The sequence below is a fragment of the Sporolactobacillus nakayamae genome, assembly GCF_900113325.1.
GTDB lineage: Bacteria > Bacillota > Bacilli > Bacillales > Sporolactobacillaceae > Sporolactobacillus > Sporolactobacillus nakayamae.
This window is the reverse complement of record NZ_FOOY01000005.1, coordinates 196948-217551: the sequence shown is the minus strand read 5'-3', so window position 1 is coordinate 217551 and position 20604 is coordinate 196948. Positions and strand designations below refer to the sequence as shown.

Here is a 20604-nt window from a genome sequence, read left to right as displayed (position 1 = left end):
AATAGGCTACCGACAGAATCTGCTTGTAGGTATCAGGAAAACAACGTTTGAGGTCCTCAGTAATTCCCAATTTTGTGCCAATGGTATCAAACAAATAGGTTGTTCCGTAAAATCGGCGTTCCGCTCGCTCTGTCGGAACTGGGCCTGGTTTTTTGGCGATCAATTCTTTCATCGTTTCGGAATATTTTTTGGAAGGGACGAAGTCCCCTGTTACGGGATCCAGTTTTCCAATGCACTTCCGGTTATTTCGTGCTTGTTTTTTTTCTTTATCCCAGTATCCTACTGATTCATAAACATAAGTGACACCATTCTTTTTATTCTTTAGATAGACAAGTGACATGAGAACGCCTCCAAACATTGTTATAATTATACCAATGTTTGGAGATAATGTCAAGTGAAAAAGCGTCCAAATCTCAATAATATCAAGGGATTTGGACGCTTTATTGTTATAAAATACCGGGAATGCAGGATTAAAGGACTCATGAAGCTTCACCGATGATGACGCTCCTTCCCTAGTCACGTTTGAAAAGGAACCTCCTGAATCACAGAGAATCGTTTGCTCATTGCCGCAATGATCAAGTGCGGCCCCCGCACATTCGTCCGTAACTTATACACACGGTTCTTCCCACCAGCCGAATGCAATCCGCCCCAGAATTTTTTCGTTACTTGTTTCCGGGGGAAGACAGTTTATTAGAAAATTACCGCCTGGAGGGCAGATGAATTTCCCATCTTCCTCCGACACGATGGTTGTTTCGGCAGGACAACGGCGTCCGAATATGAGCGTTCCGCCCGCAGGCTCCGTCTCGACATTTTCCGCATACAAAAACTGAACCCTTGGCTTGGGCAAAGGATGTATTGCCGTGTTTGCCGGGCTTTGCATATCCGTCAGCTTCGCCGTTCCCGATACCGCTGTATTCAGCCAGACCTGAAAAGAAAAGGGGATCTCGCTAACGTTGCCGACGGTGAAAACATTTACAAAAAGTAAAACTCCAGAATTGCGAGGGTTGAACAGCCCAGCCCATGCATAGTTATTTTCGCCAAATTGCTCGCGGCTCAATCCGGCGAAGTAGTTGCCCCGAAGGGATTGATATAATGGCATTGTACAGGACGGTAGCTGGCAAGGCTTATTGAACATCGCTATTCTTCCTCTCTACGACACTTCTCTTCACACATGATTATGCAAGTTATTGGGAAAACGTGAAGTCAATCCTGGAACGAGAAAAGGCGCCTTACCCGTTTTTAATTGATTTGTTCCTAGAAACAGATAATAATTGGATTTATATTCAGTCAAAAAAATAGTCTGAGAGGGGCATAAACATGCATGTAATCACCTTAAGCGGCTCTAAAAAATTTAAGCATCAATTTGAACGGGTAAATGCATTTCTGACACTTCAAGGAAACATCGTCATTAGCTTGGCTTTCTTCGAACAAAGTGATGGTTTTAAATTGACACAAGAACAAGTTGAACTTCTTGGCGATTTGCATTTAAAGAAAATTGATATGTCTGATGAACTGTTCGTTATCGACGTTGACGGCTATATAGGAAGTCAGACCAGAAAAGAAATTGAGTATGCTGAAAAGAATGGCAAAAGAATACGGTACTACTCTAGTTTTGCGAAGAATACGAACGAGCATCGACAGATGAAACTGTGGGAACAAGCGCTTAACTTAATTGCGGGGACAATTAAACGCGCACAGTATGAGACGTGGTTCAAAGACACAACGGCAAAGTACGATGGCGAGACTTTCTTTATTGATTGTGCAAACGACTTTTCAAAGGATTGGCTGTATACTCACTATTCTCCTTTAATTCTTAAGGCTGCAGAACAGGTAACTGAAAATGATAAAGTTAAGATTGCTTTCCGATCCTCCAAACAAACCAGTGAAACGATTGATAAATCCCGTGTGACGTTGATTAAGGATTAATCGGAAGGTCAACGTTTCGTGATCAATGGGTGAAAAGGTTATTAAGGACTATCGTTGCCTGCGTTCTAATTCACGGAATGCAATGCAGGTGAACCTTTCATTGGGATGAAGGCTTCGGAAAAATGGATTAGATTGAACTTTTCACGTTATTCACTACCCCGTGTGGTCGCGGCACGTCATCGGTTTCATGACTTGTTTCCAATGCGTTGAGTTTGCGACTCACAGAAATGTAGGAGCCAATGAGCAGGAGCAGCGCACCGCCCCACGCAAGCGGATTGGCAAGGCTCGCTCCCGTGAATCCCAAGAGCTTAATTAGAAAAATAACAGCAAAAGAACGCATGAGCAGTTCGACGATTCCGGAAAGCGTAGGCAAAACGCTGTAACCGAGTCCCTGCAGCGTGTAGCGTATGATCAACAGTAAAGAAAGCAGTGCGTACATCGTGCTGTTGTAAAGAAAGTAAGTTTGTGCCAAATGAATGACAACAGGCTGCTGATTTCCGACAAATAGGTGGCAGAGCGGAACGGCATAGGCAATGATCAGTGCCCCCATGGCAATACTTAACGCGCAAGAAAGCACCATCGTCTGTTGAACGCCATGGCGAATGCGTGCATAATGTTTGGCACCCAAGTTTTGTGCCGCAAAGGTGGCCATGGTAATGCCGAATGACAGTGAGACCTGTGTTGCCAGAAAATCGATACGGCCCGCTGTCGTATAGGCAGCAACGGCGTTCGAGCCCAATGTGTTGAGCATGACTTGAACAATGATTGCGCCAATTGAAATGATCGATGCCTGAAATCCCATTGGCAGACCAAGGTGGAGATGCGGCTTGATTTCTCGAATAATATGCAAAAAATGGTCACGGGACAATTTGAGCTCAGGTACAAATTTATTGATGAATTGCAGGCACCAGATGGCGGATAACCCCTGTGCCGCGACCGAGGCGAATCCGGTACCAGCGACGCCCATATGAAAGAACAGAATGAAAATGAAGTCAAAAACAACGTTGACCACGCAGGCAAGTGCCAGAAAAATAAGCGGTGCCCGGCTGTTGCCTAAAGCACGTAACGTATTATTAAAAAGATTGTATAGAACGGTAACACTGGTCCCCCAGAAGCAGGCAACAATAAACTTTTGCGCATCATTGATGATGTCAGGAGGCGTTTGCATCAGCTCGAGCAGCGGGCGTGCAAAGAGAACGCCGATGCACGTCAGAATCAGAGAAACGGCAATACTGATAAAAATATTAACGGCAAAACTGCACTTGACGCCCTGAATGTCCCCAGCACCGTAGCGGCGCGCCGTCAGAATGGTCAGACCTGCCGTCATCCCTTGCGCGAAACCAATAATCAGCGCAAACAAACTATCGGTAGCGCCTACAGCAGCTAAAGCATGGATACTGATCGTACGACCGACAACGATTGTATCCGCAACGTTATAGAACTGCTGAAAAAGATTCCCGATCAGAAGCGGAATCGTGAACAAGATTATTTTTTTAATCGGACTTCCTTTTGTTAAATCCCACATGAAGAACACGACCCAATCTAAGCAGTAAGACTATCATACATCAGCTTGCAGGAAAGATCATGCTCTTTTTCACAGTGGCTAAAAAGTTGCTCATGGTCTAAGGGATGCTCAAGAAATGAGCTGTTTTTTACATCATCCAGACCATTTACATCTATATTTATCATTCTAATTGGGTTAGTTGTCAGACATATCGACTTATCTTCAAGTGCAGCCGCTTTGTTAAGTAGTTCCATTGGGGGAGGATTCTTGACGTGTGTAGTCTTGATGACCAAGAAAAAAATTCCTTGGAACTTAGTAAAGTCTAATTTTATATGTTTGATTTTTTCGGGTATAGCATTGGCTGGTAATTGGATCTTTTTATACGGCTCTTATCAGTATACAACGGTAACTAATGCTACATTGGCTTATTATTTTGCACCTGTAATTGTGATGATTTGTTCGCCAATCATGCTGCATGAACACTTATCTGTCAAAAAAATACTGTGCATTTTTACTGCAGTAATTGGAATGGTTATGATTGTGGGAACGGGGCTTAGTGCGTTCGGAAAACAGGATTTATTGGGTATCTTTTTAGGCGTAATTGCTGCCGTGTTTTATGCTTCGCTGATGTTAGTAAACAAATTTATTCACGATATGGATAAACTAGAGCTAACGATGATTCAACTGGGCACTGCTGCGGTACTTCTTTTCTTCTATGTGTTTTTTACAGAGGGATTGGCTTTCTTGAGTGTTTCAAAGTCTGCACTGCCTTTTATTGCTTTACTAGGCATTGTCAACACAGGTATTGGGTTTTGGCTTTTTTTCTCTGGAATGCAGAAACTTTCAGGGCAGAGTATCGCTGTGTTAAGTTATGTAGATCCGCTTGTAGCGATTTTAATTTCCGGAGTAGTTTTGCAAGAACGAATGACTGTGGTTCAAGTACTAGGCGGAATCTTGCTTTTAGGTTCTACATTCACTAGTGAGGTGAAATCACTTCATAAACCACACAAGAATATCATCGCGTGACAAGGGAGGCGTTTCTATGCCATTTAATTCTTTTGAAAATTATCCAATGTCATGGAAACCATCGATTGATAGAAATTCACGTTCGTTTTATAACATACTCACTTCACCTAGGTCTTTCGATCAGCTAAACGGTCCTTTCATTTGACAGAGAAAAATGCATCAATTATTATACCTATAGGGGTATATTGAGGAGGGTGTTCATGGAGTATACAGCGCAAATGAAAAATCGATTGAAACGAATTGATGGTCAGATCCGCGGGATTCTTAACATGATGGAACAAGGCGAAAACTGCCGCAGTGTGGTCACCCAGATGACGGCTGCTCGAACGGCAATGGATCGTGCACTTGGCTTAGTGATTGGAAAGAATTTGGAGGCCTGTTTGAGAGAGCAGATTGAGAACGGTGGCGGATCCGCTGAATCCATCATAAATGAAGCGGTTCAAATGCTGGTGAAAAGTCGCTAAGGGATCAAGACGCGGTGAATCGAATAGTGAAAAGAGGAAATCAACTATGAAATGCCTGTTCTTTTGCAAACCTAAAATTACAAAGATAAGCACTTCGGAACTAAAAGAGGCTTATCTGCCTAATAAAAAGGGGAAATACTTTCTTGACGTACGCACAAAACCGGAGTTCAGCAGTCGATCAATTCCGGGTTTTATCAATAGTCCGCTGCAAACGTTGACTAATCATCTCAACAAGATCCCGAAAGAAAAAGAAGTCGTTGTCATCTGTCAAAGCGGTATGAGAAGCTCAGTTGCTTGTAAGCTTTTGAAAAAAGCGGGGTATGAAAAAGTGACCAATGTACGCGGCGGGATGAATCACTGGGTTTAGTTTTTTTATGCAGTTAAATATACCTATAGGGGTATAAAGCACATAGGTTTTGATAAGAAAAAAGTTGATCCAAGGAGGAAAACAGCATGTATGAAGAACTGACACCTGAAGAAGTTGAACGCTTGTTGCGCAACCATACACCAGTAAGTATTATCGATGTTCGTGAACCGTTTGAATTTGCCGAGGGGCATATTCCGAGGGCGATTAATATTTCGGTTAATGAGATTCAGAACCGAATCGGCGAAATCAACAAAGAGCAAGAACACATCATGGTTTGTCATTCCGGAAGCAGAAGCGAGGTGGCTTCTGCCATCCTGTCCGCAAGTGGATTTAAGGTGAAAAATATGGATGGCGGGATGATGAATTGGCACGGACCGATTGAATGCTAAGGAGGTAAATTCAATGAAATACGTCATTATTGGCGGGGTGGCCGGCGGGATGTCGGCAGCCACGCGGCTTCGCCGATTAAATGAAGAAGCAGAAATTATTGTCGTGGAACGTGGTCCTTATGTTTCTTTTGCCAATTGCGGACTTCCTTATTTTATTGGCGGCGTGATTCAAGAACGGTCAAAGCTGCTTGTACAGACGGCAGAAAAGCTGTATCAGCGTTTTCGTCTGGATGTGCGGACGGAAAGTGAAGCAACACATATTGACCGGGAACAAAAGAAAGTAACTATTACTCATCATGGAAAGACTTATGAAGAAAACTATGATGCTCTGATTCTCTCAACCGGCGCGCACCCAATGCGTCCGCCAATTAAAGGAATTGACCAAGCGGATCATTTGTTCACGCTACGCGATGTTCCCGATGCTGAACATATTGTTCAATACCTGCAGCAGCATCAAGTGGATCGTGCAGTGATCATCGGTGCCGGTTTTATCGGCATGGAAATGGCAGAGAACCTTGCAGAACGCGGACTTAAAGTGACGATTATTGAACGCGAGCATCAAGTCCTTCCTCCGCTTGACCCGGAAATGGCGGCTAGTGTAGAAGCTGAACTGAAAGAGCGCGGTATTGAGGTGCTCAAAGGAAAAACCGTCACGGGTTTTGAAGAAAAAGGTGCCGTTCTTGTGATGGATGATGGACGGCGAAAAGAGAGCGATTTGACTCTTTTATCGGTAGGCATCGTTCCTGAATCATCTTTAGCTGAGCAAGCAGGCTTAGCACTGGGTATCCGCCGCAGTATATCGGTTAATGATCAGCTACAGACCAGTGATCCAAATATCTACGCGATCGGTGATGCAATCGAAGTTGCGCAGACCATCAGCGGGAAAGCAGCAGTTATTCCACTCGCTTCACCGGCCAATCGCCAAGGACGAATGGTTGCTGACATTCTTAGCGGGCTGAATCGTCACTATAAGGGAACGCTAGGCACATCCATTGTGAAAATTTTTGATACATCTGCCGCTGTGACAGGATTAAGTGAAAAAATGCTACAGAGATATCAGATCCCTTATGAGGCGTTGCACACCAGTCCGCCAGATCAAGCATCGTATTATCCGGGCAGCTCGCAGATGACACTTAAGCTGCTCTTCGACCCGGAAGTGGGAAAGCTACTGGGTGCTCAAGCAGTTGGTAAGAAGGGGATTGATAAGACCATCGATGTGCTTGCCACGGCAATCCATGGGCAGATGACGGTCAATGATTTAACTGAGCTTGAACTCGCCTACGCTCCGCCATTTAATTCGGCGAAGGCTCCAGTTAATTTAATCGGTTATGCATCAGAAAATCTGCTTGAAGACAAAGTGCAGCATGTTCAGTGGAATGAAGTCGACCAGCTAGTAAAACAAGGAGCAATGCTGATTGATGTTCGGACAGAACAGGAATACGAGAACGGAACCATCCAGGGGGCGGTGAATATTCCTTTGGACAATCTTCGTCAACGAGTACGGGAGATTCCAAAAAACCGTAACTTGATTGTGACTTGTCAGGTGGGTCTGCGCGGCTATCTCGCATCTCGTATTCTTGCTCAGAAAGGTTATAAGGTTAAGAATTTAGATGGAGGATATAAGCTGTATAAAAGTGTCTTTCCGGAAAAAGTAAAGGAATGATAGGAAAGATTAACAATTTGTTCGTTCGAACTGAAGCAAAAAACTTTTAAAGGAGTTATTAACGATGAATGAAATTACCGTGTATACGACCAATACTTGTCCCTATTGTCATATGGTGAAGAACTTTCTGAGTGAAAAAGGGATGCTATTTAAAGAAGTCAATGTCCAGCAAGACCCGGCTGCCGGTCAACGTCTTGTGGAAACAACCGGACAAATGGGTGTACCCCAAACCAATGTGAATGGACAATGGGTACTCGGATTTGATCCAAGTCGGATTATGAGTCTGATTCATGAATAATCTTTCTTTACCGACAACAAGCCAAGGAAGTTAATCAGGACTATGGCGAATGCAACGACTCAAATACATGAATCAGGAGGACCCATTGTGAAACAAAGAATCATTATTGTCGGCGGCGTCGCCGGGGGTGCAAGTGTAGCAACGCGGCTCAGGCGATTAAGTGAAGAAAATGAAATTGTCATGTATGAAAAGGGTGCTTATATTTCCTTTGCTAATTGCGGACTGCCTTATTATGTTGGCGGTACGATCCGTGAAAAAGATGCACTGCTTGTCGAGTCGGTTGAGAACATGGTCATGGAATTCAATATTGAAGTTCATAACAACACAGAAGTAGTTGATATAGATCCTGAAAAACACATCATTACGGCAAAAGATGTGCTGAACGGAGAAGTCTCAACAGATCATTATGATCGGCTGATTCTTTCTACAGGGGCAAAACCGATTGTGCCCAAGATCCCGGGACTTGATCATGCAGATAACATCTTCTCTGTACGAAATATACCCGATGTTGCGCGTATAAAAAAATATATGGATACGCATAACGTGCACAAAGCAACGGTGATCGGCGGCGGCTTCATTGGACTGGAGATGACTGAAAATCTTGTTGAACTCGGGTTGGCGGTTATGTTAGTTGAAGCGAGCCCGCAAGTAATGGCGCCGCTTGATTTCGAAATGGCACAATTTGTCCATGAACAGATTGAAATGCACGGCGTCACGCTCATCTTGAACGACGGCGTTGCGCAATTTTCCAACAACGGGCGTACGCTCGTACTCAGCAGTGGTGAAGAAATAGATACCGACCTGACTGTGATGGCGATTGGTGTCTTACCCGACAGTGCACTGGCGCAAAAAGCGGGTGTGAAGACAGGCATTAAGGGTGCGATTGTCGTTAACGAACATTTTGAAACGAGTGTCCCCGATATTTTTGCGATTGGCGATGTGATTGAAGTGACAGATTTCGTCACCGGTATGCCCACTTTAATTCCGCTGGCAGGTCCTGCTAATCGGCAGGGACGGTTTCTCGCAGACTATCTAAATGGCTTAGAGGCGAAAAATCCTCCTGTGCAGGGAACAGCCGTGGCAAAGGTTTTCGCGCTCACCGTGGCGACCACGGGAAAAAATGAACGTCTTTTGAAAAAGGCGGGTATCGCTTATCGTGTGGTTCATTTACACCCGAATTCCCATGCCGGCTATTATCCTGGCGCAGCACCGATTGAGTTGAAGGTGATCTATGACGATCAGGGCAAAATTCTTGGTGCACAGGCGATTGGTACGGAAGGCGCGGACAAACGTATTGACATGATTTCGGCAGTCATGCGTTTAAACGGATCGGTCGAGGATCTGCAGTTGATTGAAGTAGCGTATGCACCGCCGTATGCATCGGCAAAAGATCCTGTAAACTATGCCGGTTATCTTGCTGCAGACCAGCGACAGGGATTAGTAAAGACGATTGAATGGCATGAGGTCGATGCGTTGATTGGGAAGCAGGCATATTATTTGGATGTGCGCGAATCATTTGAACTGGCCGCCGGAAAAATTTCCGGCAGCCATCATATTCCGCGGGGCGAACTAAGAGGGCGGATTGAGGAGCTTCCTAGGGATCAGCCGATTTACGTATATTGCTCTGTTGGACTCCGCGGTTATAATGCGGCACGCATATTGGCGCTGAATGGTTTTGATGTCTATAATCTCGACGGCGGTTTGAAAACGTATGAACAAGCGAACTATGAGACGGGTCAAATGCAAGCACAGACCCATCCTGAAGTCCAGGATGAACCCGATCTGGAAGTACGGCAAGCACCACAACAAAGTACAAAAATAGAAGTCGATGCTTGCGGATTGCAGTGCCCAGGCCCGATCCTCAAGGTCAAGCAATCAATGGAGAAGCTGCATAACGGAGACGTACTGCAGGTGCAGGCCTCTGACTTTGGCTTTCGCAAGGATATTGTTGCCTGGGCCGATGCGACGGGCAATCAATTGCTGAAAAACGACATTGTCGGCAATAAGGTTGTCGCGACGCTGATGAAGGGAGCAAAGGACAGCCATGACGATGCTCGGCAAACATTACAAACGGCCTCAAATGCTGATGGAGCAACAACAATGGTGGTTTTTGATGGGGATTTGGATAAAGCAATTGCAACGTTTATCATTGCGACTGGGGCGGCTGCGATGGGGAAGCCGGTCACACTTTTCTTCACCTTCTGGGGGCTTAATATCATTAAGCGGCAGGCTCATGCGAAGATCAGCAAGTCGGGTACCGACAAACTGTTCAGTATGATGTTGCCGAAGAACGCAGATCATCTGCCGCTGTCACGCATGAATATGGCTGGCATGGGGCCGAAAATGATAAAAAAAGTCATGGCTGACAAAAATGTTGACAGTCTTGCTGTTATGATCGAGCGTGCAAAACAGCTTGGTGTTAAAATGGTTGCCTGTACGATGAGTATGGAGTTAATGGGCGTTGCACGTGAAGAAATCATCGACGGTGTTGAATTCGGTGGGGTTGCCAGCTATCTAGGCGAAGCAGCAAAATCAAATGTGAATCTATTTATCTAACTAAATCAATTGATTGTATATGCCAATGATGCAGGTGCTTCACTAGTCTATTGACTAGTGAAGCACCTTTGCCATGTATTCAAACCAATAAAACAGTGTCTTGGCTGAGAATAAAGCGTAGGTGCAAGATGCCCGCATTGGCGCCGGCCTTGCGATCATTTTCATTGGGTTACTTTTGGTTTATCGCAGAGTAAAACATGCGCTGTATCCGCTCATTCCGATTATCTTAGTGCTGGGATTCTCCCCAGGGACGTTAAAACTGCTTAATATGTCCTATAATCCGTTAACCAAGCCCTAAGTTCTCTCGTATTAGGGATTAATGCAAAAATAAAAGCATGAATACCGAGTACTCGGTATAATTGAAGTACTTATGGATGTAAAAGTGATACTAAAAAAGATGCCCCCTATGCAACATAGGGGACAACTTCTCATTGCTTCATCTCGTTATATGATGTAAGGAGCCGCAATTCCATTTCTAAAATGGGCAGTAAGAAGATAAACAAATAAGGTAAGAAGACCTCCGATCCCGATCACAGGTGGAGGTCTTTTTTGTGTCTCTAATTAAAATGGGAATGCGCTAATGATATATTATGCGGATGCCCAAATAGATTTTGCTATAATAAAGTAGGTAGGCAAATGAATCGACGGAATAGGCCAGATAGGTCACAAAGAACTTCCTCTTTCTCAAGAGATTAGAGTAGGAAATCGTATATATATGTCCGGACAAGGTCCTTTAAATGTCGAGACTGCACGGATTCTAAATACTGTTGAAGATCAAACAAGACAAGTATTGATTAACATCAAAAATATTTTGGAGGCGATTGAAGCGGAGATGTCAGATGTCGTTAAATTAGCCCACACCATCAAAAGAGTGTGGGCTTCATTATGATTATTGGAAATAACTTTTGCAGTGTCCGACATCAAGATGCTTACTCATTCAAGAGTCTCTTCTGTTTGCTCTTCAAGGCTAAACTATTCATTAAGAATGCGCTCAATTTATCTTGGTATCCGGTTCTTTCGCGGCAACAAGGGTGAAAAAATCTGATGAGGTTCTTTTTGATACCAATATGCAACGGATGCCACATCATCTGATCTCTCGAAAAGTCCAATGTCATCATTACCAATCTGTTGCAGAGTGACTTTTAAATCAGATTTAAATCGAATTGGATCAGGAAGATGCCATCGATATAATCCATGCATGGGTAACGCATCATCCCCAAAACCGTGAAGCGGCATCGCGTCTTCTGTCTGAAAATCGTCACGTGTATGATCCTCTTTAGAGAAAAAGGGATAACCCATAAAAGGTGTATTATAAGGCTGAACATAAATACGTCCGCTTTTATCCTTCTTGTGAAAAGCCCAGGCACCTCCAAAATAATCTTCAGTACCAGTAGAAGTAATTGAAGGATACTCTGAATCCCCATCAATGAAAAATTTAAATTCTCCTTCTCCCCACCAATATCTTTCAAGCGCTGTCACTTCAAGGAAAGTACCAACGTAATGTCCTACACCTTTTATGTTATCAATAATGGTATAATCGTTCTGCAATTGAGTTGTCTTTTGTCTATTCCATTTAGCATGAAAATAAGATACATTTTCAGGCAACTCGGGTTGTAGCACATAGTCGATATTATAGAAGAAACCATCTATTTTATTTGGATGTTCATTTGTTACTGTTATTTTTGCCTTTTTATTAAAAGGCATAGGAAAGTAACAATTCATGCCACCTGTTGGATTTACAACGATGGGAAGAGAATTTATTTCACATCGAGATCCAAAACCATTACAGAAAAAATCTCCAATAGGACTTTCAATTGAAGGATTTTCTTCATCATCCCAATAAATTCTGAGTACCACATCCCGCAATACAAAACTCCCTTTAGGTGTTGCTTCAGCAATTGTCATCCAAATGTGTTTAATTGTTCCAGGACCTTTAATTTCAGCAATGGTAAAGGTTTCGCCCTCTTTAAGAGAGACGGCTGCTCTTCCTTTGCGTGACTTTCCCAAATCACTATCGGTGGTTGCTGCCTTACCCTTTTCACCACACGGATTCTCCGGGTTAATACTATGACTTTCTTCGTCCTTAATGTTTTCTATACCTTGTAAATCTAGCATTTTAAACACCTCCATTTTGAATTAGCCGATCCTGCTGTCAAGTTCTTTACGAATTTGTGGATAATATTTATCCAGATTGTAAAAACACATGATGAGCATTGAAATAATGATGAGGATTGCAGGAATGATGATAAAATTGCTTCTAATCATCAATAGTGCCTGACTGTTCTGGTGTGCATGTGGAACATAGTGGCCCCATGTTAACAAGGCACCAGAGAGTGCTGCAGATACTGCCATAGCGACCTTACCAATGAAGCCGTTAATAGCAGAAATTAACCCGGCACCGTTGACCCCTGTCTTCCACTCCCCAAAATCCACCGGATCAGCCTGCATCGAAAAATACATATTTTGCCTCATTCCAAAGCCAATAGCGTATACAACTGCTCCTGTGATTAACACTGTAACATTGATATTAGCAATTAACATGACAACGAGTCCAAGAAAACTTATCAGGCTTCCCAGTAAGAAAATGTTTCTCTTCATCATTCTGTGGGAAATAACAGGAACCAGAATCGTCCCGATCAGCGGAATCGAAGACGTGATGCCTGCGATAATAGCTGCAATATCTTTTGATCCCACATTGTAGGTAAAATAATAAATGAGAGATCCTTGTAAGAAGAAGTTAGAACCCCACATAAATAAGGTGCTGACAGCAAATATCATCCATGGTTTATTTCCTTTTAATGCTACAAAGGATTCTTTAATACTTACTTTTTGCTTCACGACTTTTACTTTCTCTTTAACATTCCTAAAGGTAAGGTATAGACAAATAACTGCGATAAGGCAATATAAGCTCATTGCTAATACAAAACCTCTTACTTCTGAACCGCGTCCCAGAAGATGGACAAGAGGTAGGGTGGCAACGCTTACAATAGTGGCCCCGATAAACGCCAGCACGATTCTAACCGTTGTAAGATTTGTTCGTTCGCGTGCATTACTGGTTAAGCTAGGTAAGATGGAGGATATTGGAATGTTCACGAGTCCATAACATATTGAAATACCTAAATAGGTTGCGTAAGCATAGATGACTTTACCATCAGCACTTAAATCAGGAGCATAAAAACATAAGACGCCAAAAACAGCTAAAGGTAAGGAGCCAAAGAGAATATATGGACGGCTTTTCCCCCATCTTGAATGAGTCTTGTCAATAATCACTCCTGTAAACATATCTGCAAAACTATCAATGAGTCTGGTGACCATGATCATTGTCCCGACGGTAACAGCAGTAATACCTGCAACGTCTGTATAAAAGTACATCAGATATAAAGTCAACATATTCCAGATTAAATTACATGCAAAGTCCGAAATTCCATAACTAATTCGCTGTTTCCAAACATCAAGGAAACTTTCTTTTTCAATATTTGCATTTGACGATATTGGGGTTTCTATGTTCATTTTATCACCTTATCCACATCAAATTATTATAAGCGCTTACAACAACATGAATTATAAAATCATTCATTAAAATTGTCAAACGTTTTCATAAAATTCGTTTATATAAATCAATTATGTTGTTAATTACTAATTTAATATATGGTAACGTTTATAAATTTTATAAAATGACTATATCCTGTTATAATAATTTAATAATAGAAGCAAAGGAATTGAAAAATGAGTAAAAGTATTAAAGACGTAGCAAAAGTTGCAGGTGTATCTGTCACTACCGTTTCACGTGTATTAAATAATAGGGGGCCCATTAGCGAGAAGACACGAGAAAAAGTGTTTAAAGCTATGGAATCTATCAACTATACACCCAATGAATTTGCAAGAGCGTTAAAATTAAACAAAACTCACTTTATTGGAGTCAGCGTTCCAAGTATTTGGCATCCTTTTTTTTCTGAATTTGTTTTCCATATTGAGAATCGATTAAGTAGGCTGAAATATAATGTGTTAATTTGCAGTAATAATAATGACAAGACACGTGAAATTGAGTTTTTGAATATGGTTAAGCAAAATAAAGTCGATGGAATTATTGCAATTACTTATAGTGATATTGACAGATATGTCTCTGCTCGGTTGCCCTTTGTAAGTGTTGACCGTTTTTTTACCGAACAAGTTGCTTATGTAACCTCAGATAATTATTGGGGAGGAAAAATTGCTGCATCTGAATTAATTAAGAGAGGCTGTAAAAAAATCGCTTATATTGCAAGTGTGGCGCGACAACCAAACGACACCTTAAAAAGAAAAGATGGTTTTGTCGACGGCGCGAAAGAGAAGAATTGTGAGTTTGTCGTCTATGAAAAGAAAGAGCCGATTAATGACTACGCCATGTTTTTTAGTGAATTTTTCAGTAAATACCATCATATTGATGGCATCTTTGTCGTAAATGATCAAACGACCTTACTTTTGCTCAGGGAACTTAATAAAATGGGCATCCGTGTTCCGGAAGATGTCCAAATTATTGGTTATGATGCTTTTCAATATTTTGAAAACTTTGATACAACCCTTTCTTCTATTAAGCAACCCATTAAAGAAATGGCTGAATCCTCTGTTGATATGTTGCTTAAAATCATCGATAAAGAGCAGATACCAAATCCTGTTGTCTTACCGGTGGCGTTTAAAGAGGGACGTACAACTAAATCGTTACCAATCTATCAATATTAATAAAGGCACTGGTAACACTTTATGAACGCATTAATTATCGTTATTCGTTTGACCAAATGCATAAATAATGCTTATGCTGGAGGGCGCGCCGATTCTGTAAATCGGTTTTTTCTTTGCAATTTCTTAATTATATTATTCCGTTGATCGCGACAAGACGTTGGCTAAAGCTTTAGTAATTCCCTCAATCGAGTGATCTTCCTCATCTGCGAACCAACTTAAAATAGCGCTAATTGAACCGTTGACAAAATAGGAAAAATAATACTTTAGAATGTGAGGGTCCTGCTCATGAAAATCCTCTTTAAATTCCTCAATCGCTTGTTCTTGTACTTCAGAAAACAGCTCATTGATCATGATGCCGTCACGGTAATTTGCCAGAATTATTCGGCTAACTGCTTCGTTAGCTTTTAAAATAATAATCAATCTTTTTAGCCAATCATGAAGCTGTTCTTGCGGACGCATGGCTAAAATTGGTCTGATTTGATCGACAAGCTCTGCTTCAATTTTATGGAATAAATCAAGCGGGTCGTCAAAGTGCAAATAAAAAGTTCCTCGATTGACATCCGCTTCCCTGCAAATTTGAGTAACTGTAATCTTGGAGAGCTCATTCGTGCTTAGAAGGCATAAAAAAGCGTCCTTGATCACTTGGATCGTATAGTGAGTTCGTCTGTTGTTTTTGGTACCCACCATCAGATTCACCTTTTCCTTCATTTATTAAACAATACGTGATGTACTTGTTTATTCAATAACAGAAAATGAAAAATTACATATTGAACTTGACTTTTACGTTTACTATACTATCAACATGATGTTAAATCAACACTGTGTTCAATAAATTTCAGGAGGGAGAATTATGCGTTTTTTAGAAATCAGGAACGCATTTAAACAATGACCCATAGGGGATTTGACGATCGTTGTCTTTCCATAAAATGAATAAACTGCCTGAACACACGATTTTGATAGAGAAAAGACGATTCTGTTTATGAGTAGTGCTCACGAGCAGATGAATTTCATTTAGTTTTTACGGGGAGGATCAGAAGTGAGAGGAATCATTAAAGCGCGCTGGGTCATTTTATCCTTATGGCTTGTTGCAACGGTCGTGCTCGTTGCGCTGCAGCCGGATATCAATGCCATTCTTAGAGACCGAGGACAGAAGGCATTAAACGAAGACAGCCCATCGGTGCAAGCTGATGCCATATTGAGTAAAATGGAAAAATCGAAGGGGACCAATAATCTTGTTGTCTTTTATGACAAGAATAAAATTTCCAATAACGAGCTGAATCAAATCAAGCAGGGTGTAGAACGATTCCGTGATGACGCAGACAAGCTCGGTGTTGCCGAGATCATGGATCCTTTTCGTATACCTGAAGCGAAAAGTTCGCTGATTTCGAAGGACAAAACAACGGTAATGGTAAGCTTCAAGTTAGACAAAAAGTCTCGAGAAATCGATGATATTAAGAAAGCCATCGATCAGCGACTGGACAAGGTAACGGTCACCCATTACCTGACCGGCGAGGATTTCATTAATAATGACTATTTAAAAGCGTCTCAGGGCGGGGTTGAGAAGAGTGCGGCACTGACCGTTCTGTTCATTTTAATTGTCCTTGTTATCATGTTCCGATCCATTGTAACTCCGATCATTTCGTTACTTGCAGTTATGTTCTCTTACCTATGCTCGATGGGGATTGCAGCGCAGCTGATTGACAAAGCAGGTTTTCCGCTTACAAGTCTGACGCAAATGCTGCTTATTCTGATCCTGTTCGGTATCGGCACCGATTATAATATATTGCTGTTTAACCGGTTTAAGGAAGAACTGTCAAAGGGATTGTCCATTGACGAGGCGATTGTCTCGACCTACCAAACGGCCGGGAAAACGATTGTCTACAGTATCCTGACTGTCTTTATCGCTTTTGCAGCACTTATATTCTCTCAATCGCCAATCTATCAGTCGGGAATTGTCGTGGTTATTGGTGTTGCGTTCCTGTTGCTCGAGATGCTCACGTTAACGCCGTTTGCGATGAAACTGCTTGGCAAAAAGCTGTTCTGGCCATCCAAAAATAATAAAGGACATGGGGAGAACAGGATGTGGGCGAGAACAGCAACGCTCGCCACCAGGCATCCGATTGTTTCCGTAATCCTGGTGGCTGTACTTATTGTTCCGGCCGTATTTTTCTATCAGGAGAAATTAAACTTTGATACGATCGGCGAACTTGGCAACAGCTATCCTTCCTCTAAAGCCATGAATATTGTGGCAGATCATTTTGGCAAAGGCAATGCAATGCCGGCCACTGTTGTCATCGAGAATAAAAAAGCTTTAGATAATAACGAATCTTTGGCGGCGATCGATCGACTAACCGGACAGCTGGAAAAGATTAAAGGTGTAAAACAAGTTTCTTCCATAACAAGACCTCAGGGGCAAGAAGTGAATGGGTTTTACATCGGCGATCAGACGAAGTCGGTCACAGACGGATTGTCCGCGACGCGGAAGGGTGTTGACCAAATCGGCGGCGGTTTGAAAACGGCTCAGAAAAAGCTTGGCTCTGCTGACTTCTCTCAAGTCAATAAGATGGTCGACGGAACAGCCAAGCTTGAGAACGGCATGACTGCCTTGACCAGCGGACTTAAGCAAATCCAAAATGGAATCGGAGGTACCGGTCAATCACAGACGATCAGTGACGGGATCGGACAAATTGGAACGAATCTTGAAAAAATGAGCGGCGCTGTGACTACACTTGCCGATAACTATGATCAGATGCAGTCCGGCTATGCGAAAATGGGCACCAGTTATCAAGATACTGCAAAGGCGCTGCTCGGCGTCAAGAATGCACTCGCGCAGATGCAAATGCTGACGTCGGCGCTCGGTGACAGCAGTCCGGGAGTTGCCGGTGATCAAAATTATCTCCGACTAAAAGCGAGCTTCGATCAGTTGTCTGCATCGTTGGCCAAGATCACACCGGAAGGTATCGATGCTTTGAACAAGAACTACACTACACTGACGACCGGATTCAAAACGGCGAACAGTCATCTGTCTGAGATGAGTGCCGGTCTGTCCAAAATGGCTGAAGGACTTGAAAAAACGAAAAGCGGTCTTGACAGTGCCTCCTCAGGCATCGGAAAGATTGCCACCAATATGGATCAGGTAGCGGACGGACTGGGGCAAATGAAATCCGGTCAGCAGAAGCTGGCAGATGGCCTTAACGGGTTCCATACATTCAGCGACAAGCTGGCGGATGTGAATAAAGGATTGGATCAACTATCGGGCGGCTTGGGAAAGACCAACGATTTCCTTTCACAGCTTAATACAAATCGAAACTTCTCGATACCGGATGAAGCACTGAAAGATAAGCAGTATCAGCAGGCATTGGATGCGTTCATGTCTAAAGACCGGACTATTTCCAAAATAACGGTGATTCTCGATAATGACCCGTATTCAAAGCAAGCTTTAACGACAATCAAGCACATGAATACAACGGTGCATAACGGAGTGAAGGGAACGACTTTGGCTGATGCAAAGGTAGCCGTTTCCGGACCAAGTTCGACAACCTATGACACAAACAATGTTCTGACAAAAGATTTGAATCGCTTAACGATTATTGTACTCATCGGCGTGCTGCTCGTGCTGATCATTGTGATGCGCTCCTTCTGGATCCCGGTGTTCATCACGGTGTCGCTAATGGGAGCATACTACGCGGCCATGTTTGTTTTGAACGCTCTGTTCATCAATCTGATTGGTCTGGAGGGGATTTCTTCATTCGTCCCATTCTTCGCCTTTATCGTGATCGTTGCTCTGGGTGTAGACTACAGCATCTTCCTGCTGGCACGCTATAAGGAATATCCACTGATGTCAGGTAAGGAAGCGATTGTCGAAGCCGCAAAACGAGTGGGTACCATAATTTTGTCAGCGTTCGTGATTCTTGGAGGAACCTTTGCGACACTGATGCCGTCGGGAATTGTGCTGCTGATTGAGCTGGCAACGGCTGTAATTACCGGTCTGATCGTACTCTGCTTCATTATGCTTCCGATCTTTGTCCCGGCGATGATTTCACTCTTTGATTCTCCGCCGAAGTTTAAAAGAAGCGCAGAGTCATCAGTGAATGATTAAATGATTTTACGAATTGATCCTTTTAAAATATAAATAAAAAAATGAAGGTGTCTCAAAGGTCTATGACTATGAGACATCTTTTTTTGTACCAAGATTAAGAGCGTTTATAAAGGAGACCAGCCTGAGAAAACTCGGCCATTCATTGCCGAGATGAATCAGCGTCTTGGGTCTCCATTTTCTTGTTTGGAAACCGGTTCAATCATAGTGGAAACGCGAACATTCGTGCTATTATTATGCTGTGAAAAGAGGTGAAACGATGACTTTAAAAGGGCTTAACGTATGAATCTACCCCACTAAAAAACAAAAACTATTCATCCAATGAAACTTTGGCTACAACCGTTTTGTTTGGAATCAGATGCTAAACGTGCTGATCGAACGGTATGAACATAATCCGAAAGCCCCTTTTTTGAATACTTATGCTCTGAAATAATCTTTTACTAGCACTAAAACGTGACTATCCGTGGCTTAAAGATGCTGAAAGCACGAGCCTTCAGATCACCAATCACGATTTGGTGGAAGGTACAAAAATTTCTTTAAACAAAAACATGGCTTAAGTCGAAGAAATCCTTCAAGCAATCCTATCAATGCAAATGCGTCAATCAGAATATAAAACATACGAAAGTTCCTTTGCTCTAAATACTGTTTTGAATCATCAACCTTGTGCGCGAACAGACATTTCTGTTTCACACTGGTAGGAAAGTATAAGAAACCATTTAAAGGAAACGAGTGTAAGCGCAACTAAGTCTTCGGCTTCGCCAGGGGCTTGGCGAAGCCAAGTTTCCTAATAAATCATTGGGATCCTTAATTAAGTAATGCGGCCGGAATAAAATAAGCGGAGGTTTTCCGGTTATTTACACTCCGAAGCTTGTTTTGCAGGTAAATAAGGGTAATTTTTCCGCTTATGCACAGAAAAACCCTCCATTTTCACGTTTTTCGATTCGATAAGCGGAATTTCTCCGTTTATTTCTCGGATTGGGCACTTACCTGATCGCCCAGCCCAACCGAATCTTATACCTTATCGTCGTACCGACAAGGCAAAACGCTATACTTTCTTAACTTGTAAAAGAGTCTTAACCGCTGCTTGGATTTTCCAAGCAAGTATGAGATATTCCTAGAAGCTCGGGATTTAATCCTGATGTAGTTAACGATCTTGGATTTGCTGAACGGGGGTAGCGGCAAAAATGGAGCCTCCGCATCTTGCGGAAGTAAGCGCTCGAACGCCTGCAGAGTGTCTCTGTTGATCGCAAGTCAGGAAGATAGATCTCGCAGACATTGATATCTATTGAAAAATCACTATTGATACGGATTCCTATTTGTATTACAATGTGAAAAACAACAAAAACATATAATAATACTAGGAATAACAATGAGAGGAGGAAGATCATGGTGCGTAGGCGTTTCTTGTCTTTTAATAAGTTGGTACAGCAAAATATATCTGAAATGCTAAGTACAGAATCGGTGATGCAAGCATTAGAGGCGAAACTGGACCGAAGGCGTGTGGCAAAATTGGAAAACAGCAAGCCGCAAAGTAAAACTCGGTAAAATGATGACTAGTTTGGTGGGGTGCTGTGTTTGTTGAGAATTGAATATGAA

19 protein-coding genes and 2 pseudogenes are annotated in these 20604 nt (G+C 42.5%); 14 read left to right on the top strand and 7 right to left on the bottom strand.

From position 1 onward, the window contains the following. Positions 1-340: pseudogene (locus tag BM003_RS04610) on the bottom strand (IS1634 family transposase); the annotation flags it as partial. A gap of 267 nt (positions 341-607) precedes the next feature. After that, positions 608-1135 carry a DUF6143 family protein gene (locus BM003_RS04605; RefSeq protein ID WP_093670557.1) on the bottom strand — a complete coding sequence of 176 codons (528 nt, stop codon included), beginning with the start codon at positions 1133-1135 and terminating at the stop codon, positions 608-610. A gap of 182 nt (positions 1136-1317) precedes the next feature. Here BM003_RS04605 and BM003_RS18155 point away from each other — a divergent pair, with 182 nt between their 5' ends. Then, positions 1318-1926, top strand: coding sequence for a DnaA N-terminal domain-containing protein (locus BM003_RS18155; protein WP_093670555.1), 609 nt, complete (start codon positions 1318-1320; stop codon positions 1924-1926). 127 nt (positions 1927-2053) lie between these two features. Here the strand turns inward: BM003_RS18155 and BM003_RS04595 are convergent, their stop codons facing one another. Together BM003_RS04595 and BM003_RS17895 are read right to left on the bottom strand one after the other, a co-directional pair. Continuing rightward, positions 2054-3451 carry an MATE family efflux transporter gene (locus tag BM003_RS04595; RefSeq protein WP_093670553.1) on the bottom strand — a complete coding sequence of 466 codons (1398 nt, stop codon included), beginning with the start codon at positions 3449-3451 and terminating at the stop codon, positions 2054-2056. Positions 3452-3468: 17 nt separating this feature from the next. After that, a complete protein-coding gene (locus tag BM003_RS17895; RefSeq protein WP_245734061.1) occupies positions 3469-3684 on the bottom strand; it encodes a hypothetical protein in 216 nt (71 codons plus the stop codon). On the opposite strand from BM003_RS17895, the gene BM003_RS04590 reads away from it, so the two are divergent. The 9 genes from BM003_RS04590 to BM003_RS18210 all read left to right on the top strand — a co-directional run bounded on the left by BM003_RS04590 (position 3605) and on the right by BM003_RS18210 (position 11082). After that, entirely contained in the window at positions 3605-4456 is an 852-nt protein-coding gene (locus BM003_RS04590; RefSeq protein ID WP_245734057.1) for a DMT family transporter, read from the top strand. The genes BM003_RS17895 and BM003_RS04590 overlap by 80 nt on opposite strands. Positions 4457-4656: 200 nt before the next feature. Continuing rightward, positions 4657-4920: a metal-sensitive transcriptional regulator gene (locus BM003_RS04585; protein ID WP_093670551.1), complete on the top strand. Its 264-nt coding sequence runs from the start codon at positions 4657-4659 to the stop codon at positions 4918-4920. A gap of 46 nt (positions 4921-4966) precedes the next feature. Next, positions 4967-5287 carry a rhodanese-like domain-containing protein gene (locus tag BM003_RS04580; RefSeq protein WP_093670549.1) on the top strand — a complete coding sequence of 107 codons (321 nt, stop codon included), beginning with the start codon at positions 4967-4969 and terminating at the stop codon, positions 5285-5287. Between the two features lie 86 nt (positions 5288-5373). Further along, the gene (locus BM003_RS04575) at positions 5374-5676 is read left to right on the top strand and encodes a rhodanese-like domain-containing protein (protein ID WP_010027643.1); all 303 of its coding nucleotides are present in this window, start codon (positions 5374-5376) and stop codon (positions 5674-5676) included. Between the two features lie 13 nt (positions 5677-5689). Beyond that, on the top strand, positions 5690-7339 hold the full coding sequence (locus BM003_RS04570; protein WP_093670547.1) for an FAD-dependent oxidoreductase: 1650 nt from the start codon (positions 5690-5692) through the stop codon (positions 7337-7339). Between the two features lie 64 nt (positions 7340-7403). After that, on the top strand, positions 7404-7637 hold the full coding sequence (locus BM003_RS04565) for a glutaredoxin family protein (RefSeq protein ID WP_028976645.1): 234 nt from the start codon (positions 7404-7406) through the stop codon (positions 7635-7637). Positions 7638-7724: 87 nt separating this feature from the next. After that, complete coding sequence (locus tag BM003_RS04560; RefSeq protein WP_093670545.1) at positions 7725-10193, top strand: FAD-dependent oxidoreductase; 2469 nt, start codon at positions 7725-7727, stop codon at positions 10191-10193. 121 nt (positions 10194-10314) lie between these two features. Then, positions 10315-10491, top strand: coding sequence for a hypothetical protein (locus BM003_RS04555; protein WP_245734049.1), 177 nt, complete (start codon positions 10315-10317; stop codon positions 10489-10491). A 342-nt stretch (positions 10492-10833) separates the two neighbouring features. Further along, on the top strand, positions 10834-11082 hold the full coding sequence (locus BM003_RS18210; RefSeq protein ID WP_425441038.1) for a RidA family protein: 249 nt from the start codon (positions 10834-10836) through the stop codon (positions 11080-11082). A gap of 107 nt (positions 11083-11189) precedes the next feature. On the opposite strand, the gene BM003_RS04545 is transcribed toward BM003_RS18210, so the two are convergent. Then, positions 11190-12308 (bottom strand): glycoside hydrolase family 172 protein, encoded by a 1119-nt coding sequence (locus BM003_RS04545; RefSeq protein WP_093670541.1) that lies wholly within the window; start codon positions 12306-12308, stop codon positions 11190-11192. A gap of 21 nt (positions 12309-12329) precedes the next feature. Then, complete coding sequence (locus BM003_RS04540) at positions 12330-13703, bottom strand: glycoside-pentoside-hexuronide (GPH):cation symporter (RefSeq protein ID WP_093670539.1); 1374 nt, start codon at positions 13701-13703, stop codon at positions 12330-12332. A gap of 216 nt (positions 13704-13919) precedes the next feature. Here BM003_RS04540 and BM003_RS04535 point away from each other — a divergent pair, with 216 nt between their 5' ends. Further along, positions 13920-14912, top strand: a complete 993-nt coding sequence (locus BM003_RS04535; RefSeq protein ID WP_093670537.1) for a LacI family DNA-binding transcriptional regulator — start codon at positions 13920-13922, stop codon at positions 14910-14912. Between the two features lie 132 nt (positions 14913-15044). Here BM003_RS04535 and BM003_RS04530 read toward each other — a convergent pair whose 3' ends face one another. Further along, complete coding sequence (locus tag BM003_RS04530) at positions 15045-15599, bottom strand: TetR/AcrR family transcriptional regulator (protein ID WP_093670535.1); 555 nt, start codon at positions 15597-15599, stop codon at positions 15045-15047. A gap of 349 nt (positions 15600-15948) precedes the next feature. Here BM003_RS04530 and BM003_RS04525 point away from each other — a divergent pair, with 349 nt between their 5' ends. From BM003_RS04525 to BM003_RS17350, 3 genes and pseudogenes are all read left to right on the top strand, one after another. Next, positions 15949-19011, top strand: coding sequence for an MMPL family transporter (locus BM003_RS04525; protein ID WP_093670533.1), 3063 nt, complete (start codon positions 15949-15951; stop codon positions 19009-19011). Positions 19012-19342: 331 nt separating this feature from the next. Continuing rightward, positions 19343-19441, top strand: a pseudogene (locus BM003_RS18205) (helix-turn-helix domain-containing protein); the annotation flags it as partial. Positions 19442-20394: 953 nt separating this feature from the next. Continuing rightward, positions 20395-20553: an FbpB family small basic protein gene (locus BM003_RS17350; protein ID WP_143128429.1), complete on the top strand. Its 159-nt coding sequence runs from the start codon at positions 20395-20397 to the stop codon at positions 20551-20553. Positions 20554-20604 lie beyond the last annotated feature (51 nt).

Excerpts from the sequence above, each read along its gene's own strand:
- BM003_RS04605 (WP_093670557.1), bottom strand. The coding sequence starts at position 1,135 with ATGTTCAATAAGCCTTGCCAGCTACCGTCCTGTACAATGCCATTATAT.
- BM003_RS18155 (WP_093670555.1), top strand. The coding sequence starts at position 1,318 with ATGCATGTAATCACCTTAAGCGGCTCTAAAAAATTTAAGCATCAATTT.
- BM003_RS04595 (WP_093670553.1), bottom strand. The coding sequence starts at position 3,451 with ATGTGGGATTTAACAAAAGGAAGTCCGATTAAAAAAATAATCTTGTTC.
- BM003_RS17895 (WP_245734061.1), bottom strand. The coding sequence starts at position 3,684 with ATGGAACTACTTAACAAAGCGGCTGCACTTGAAGATAAGTCGATATGT.
- BM003_RS04585 (WP_093670551.1), top strand. The coding sequence starts at position 4,657 with ATGGAGTATACAGCGCAAATGAAAAATCGATTGAAACGAATTGATGGT.
- BM003_RS04580 (WP_093670549.1), top strand. The coding sequence starts at position 4,967 with ATGAAATGCCTGTTCTTTTGCAAACCTAAAATTACAAAGATAAGCACT.
- BM003_RS04575 (WP_010027643.1), top strand. The coding sequence starts at position 5,374 with ATGTATGAAGAACTGACACCTGAAGAAGTTGAACGCTTGTTGCGCAAC.
- BM003_RS04570 (WP_093670547.1), top strand. The coding sequence starts at position 5,690 with ATGAAATACGTCATTATTGGCGGGGTGGCCGGCGGGATGTCGGCAGCC.
- BM003_RS04565 (WP_028976645.1), top strand. The coding sequence starts at position 7,404 with ATGAATGAAATTACCGTGTATACGACCAATACTTGTCCCTATTGTCAT.
- BM003_RS04545 (WP_093670541.1), bottom strand. The coding sequence starts at position 12,308 with ATGCTAGATTTACAAGGTATAGAAAACATTAAGGACGAAGAAAGTCAT.
- BM003_RS04540 (WP_093670539.1), bottom strand. The coding sequence starts at position 13,703 with ATGAACATAGAAACCCCAATATCGTCAAATGCAAATATTGAAAAAGAA.
- BM003_RS04535 (WP_093670537.1), top strand. The coding sequence starts at position 13,920 with ATGAGTAAAAGTATTAAAGACGTAGCAAAAGTTGCAGGTGTATCTGTC.
- BM003_RS04530 (WP_093670535.1), bottom strand. The coding sequence starts at position 15,599 with ATGGTGGGTACCAAAAACAACAGACGAACTCACTATACGATCCAAGTG.
- BM003_RS17350 (WP_143128429.1), top strand. The coding sequence starts at position 20,395 with ATGGTGCGTAGGCGTTTCTTGTCTTTTAATAAGTTGGTACAGCAAAAT.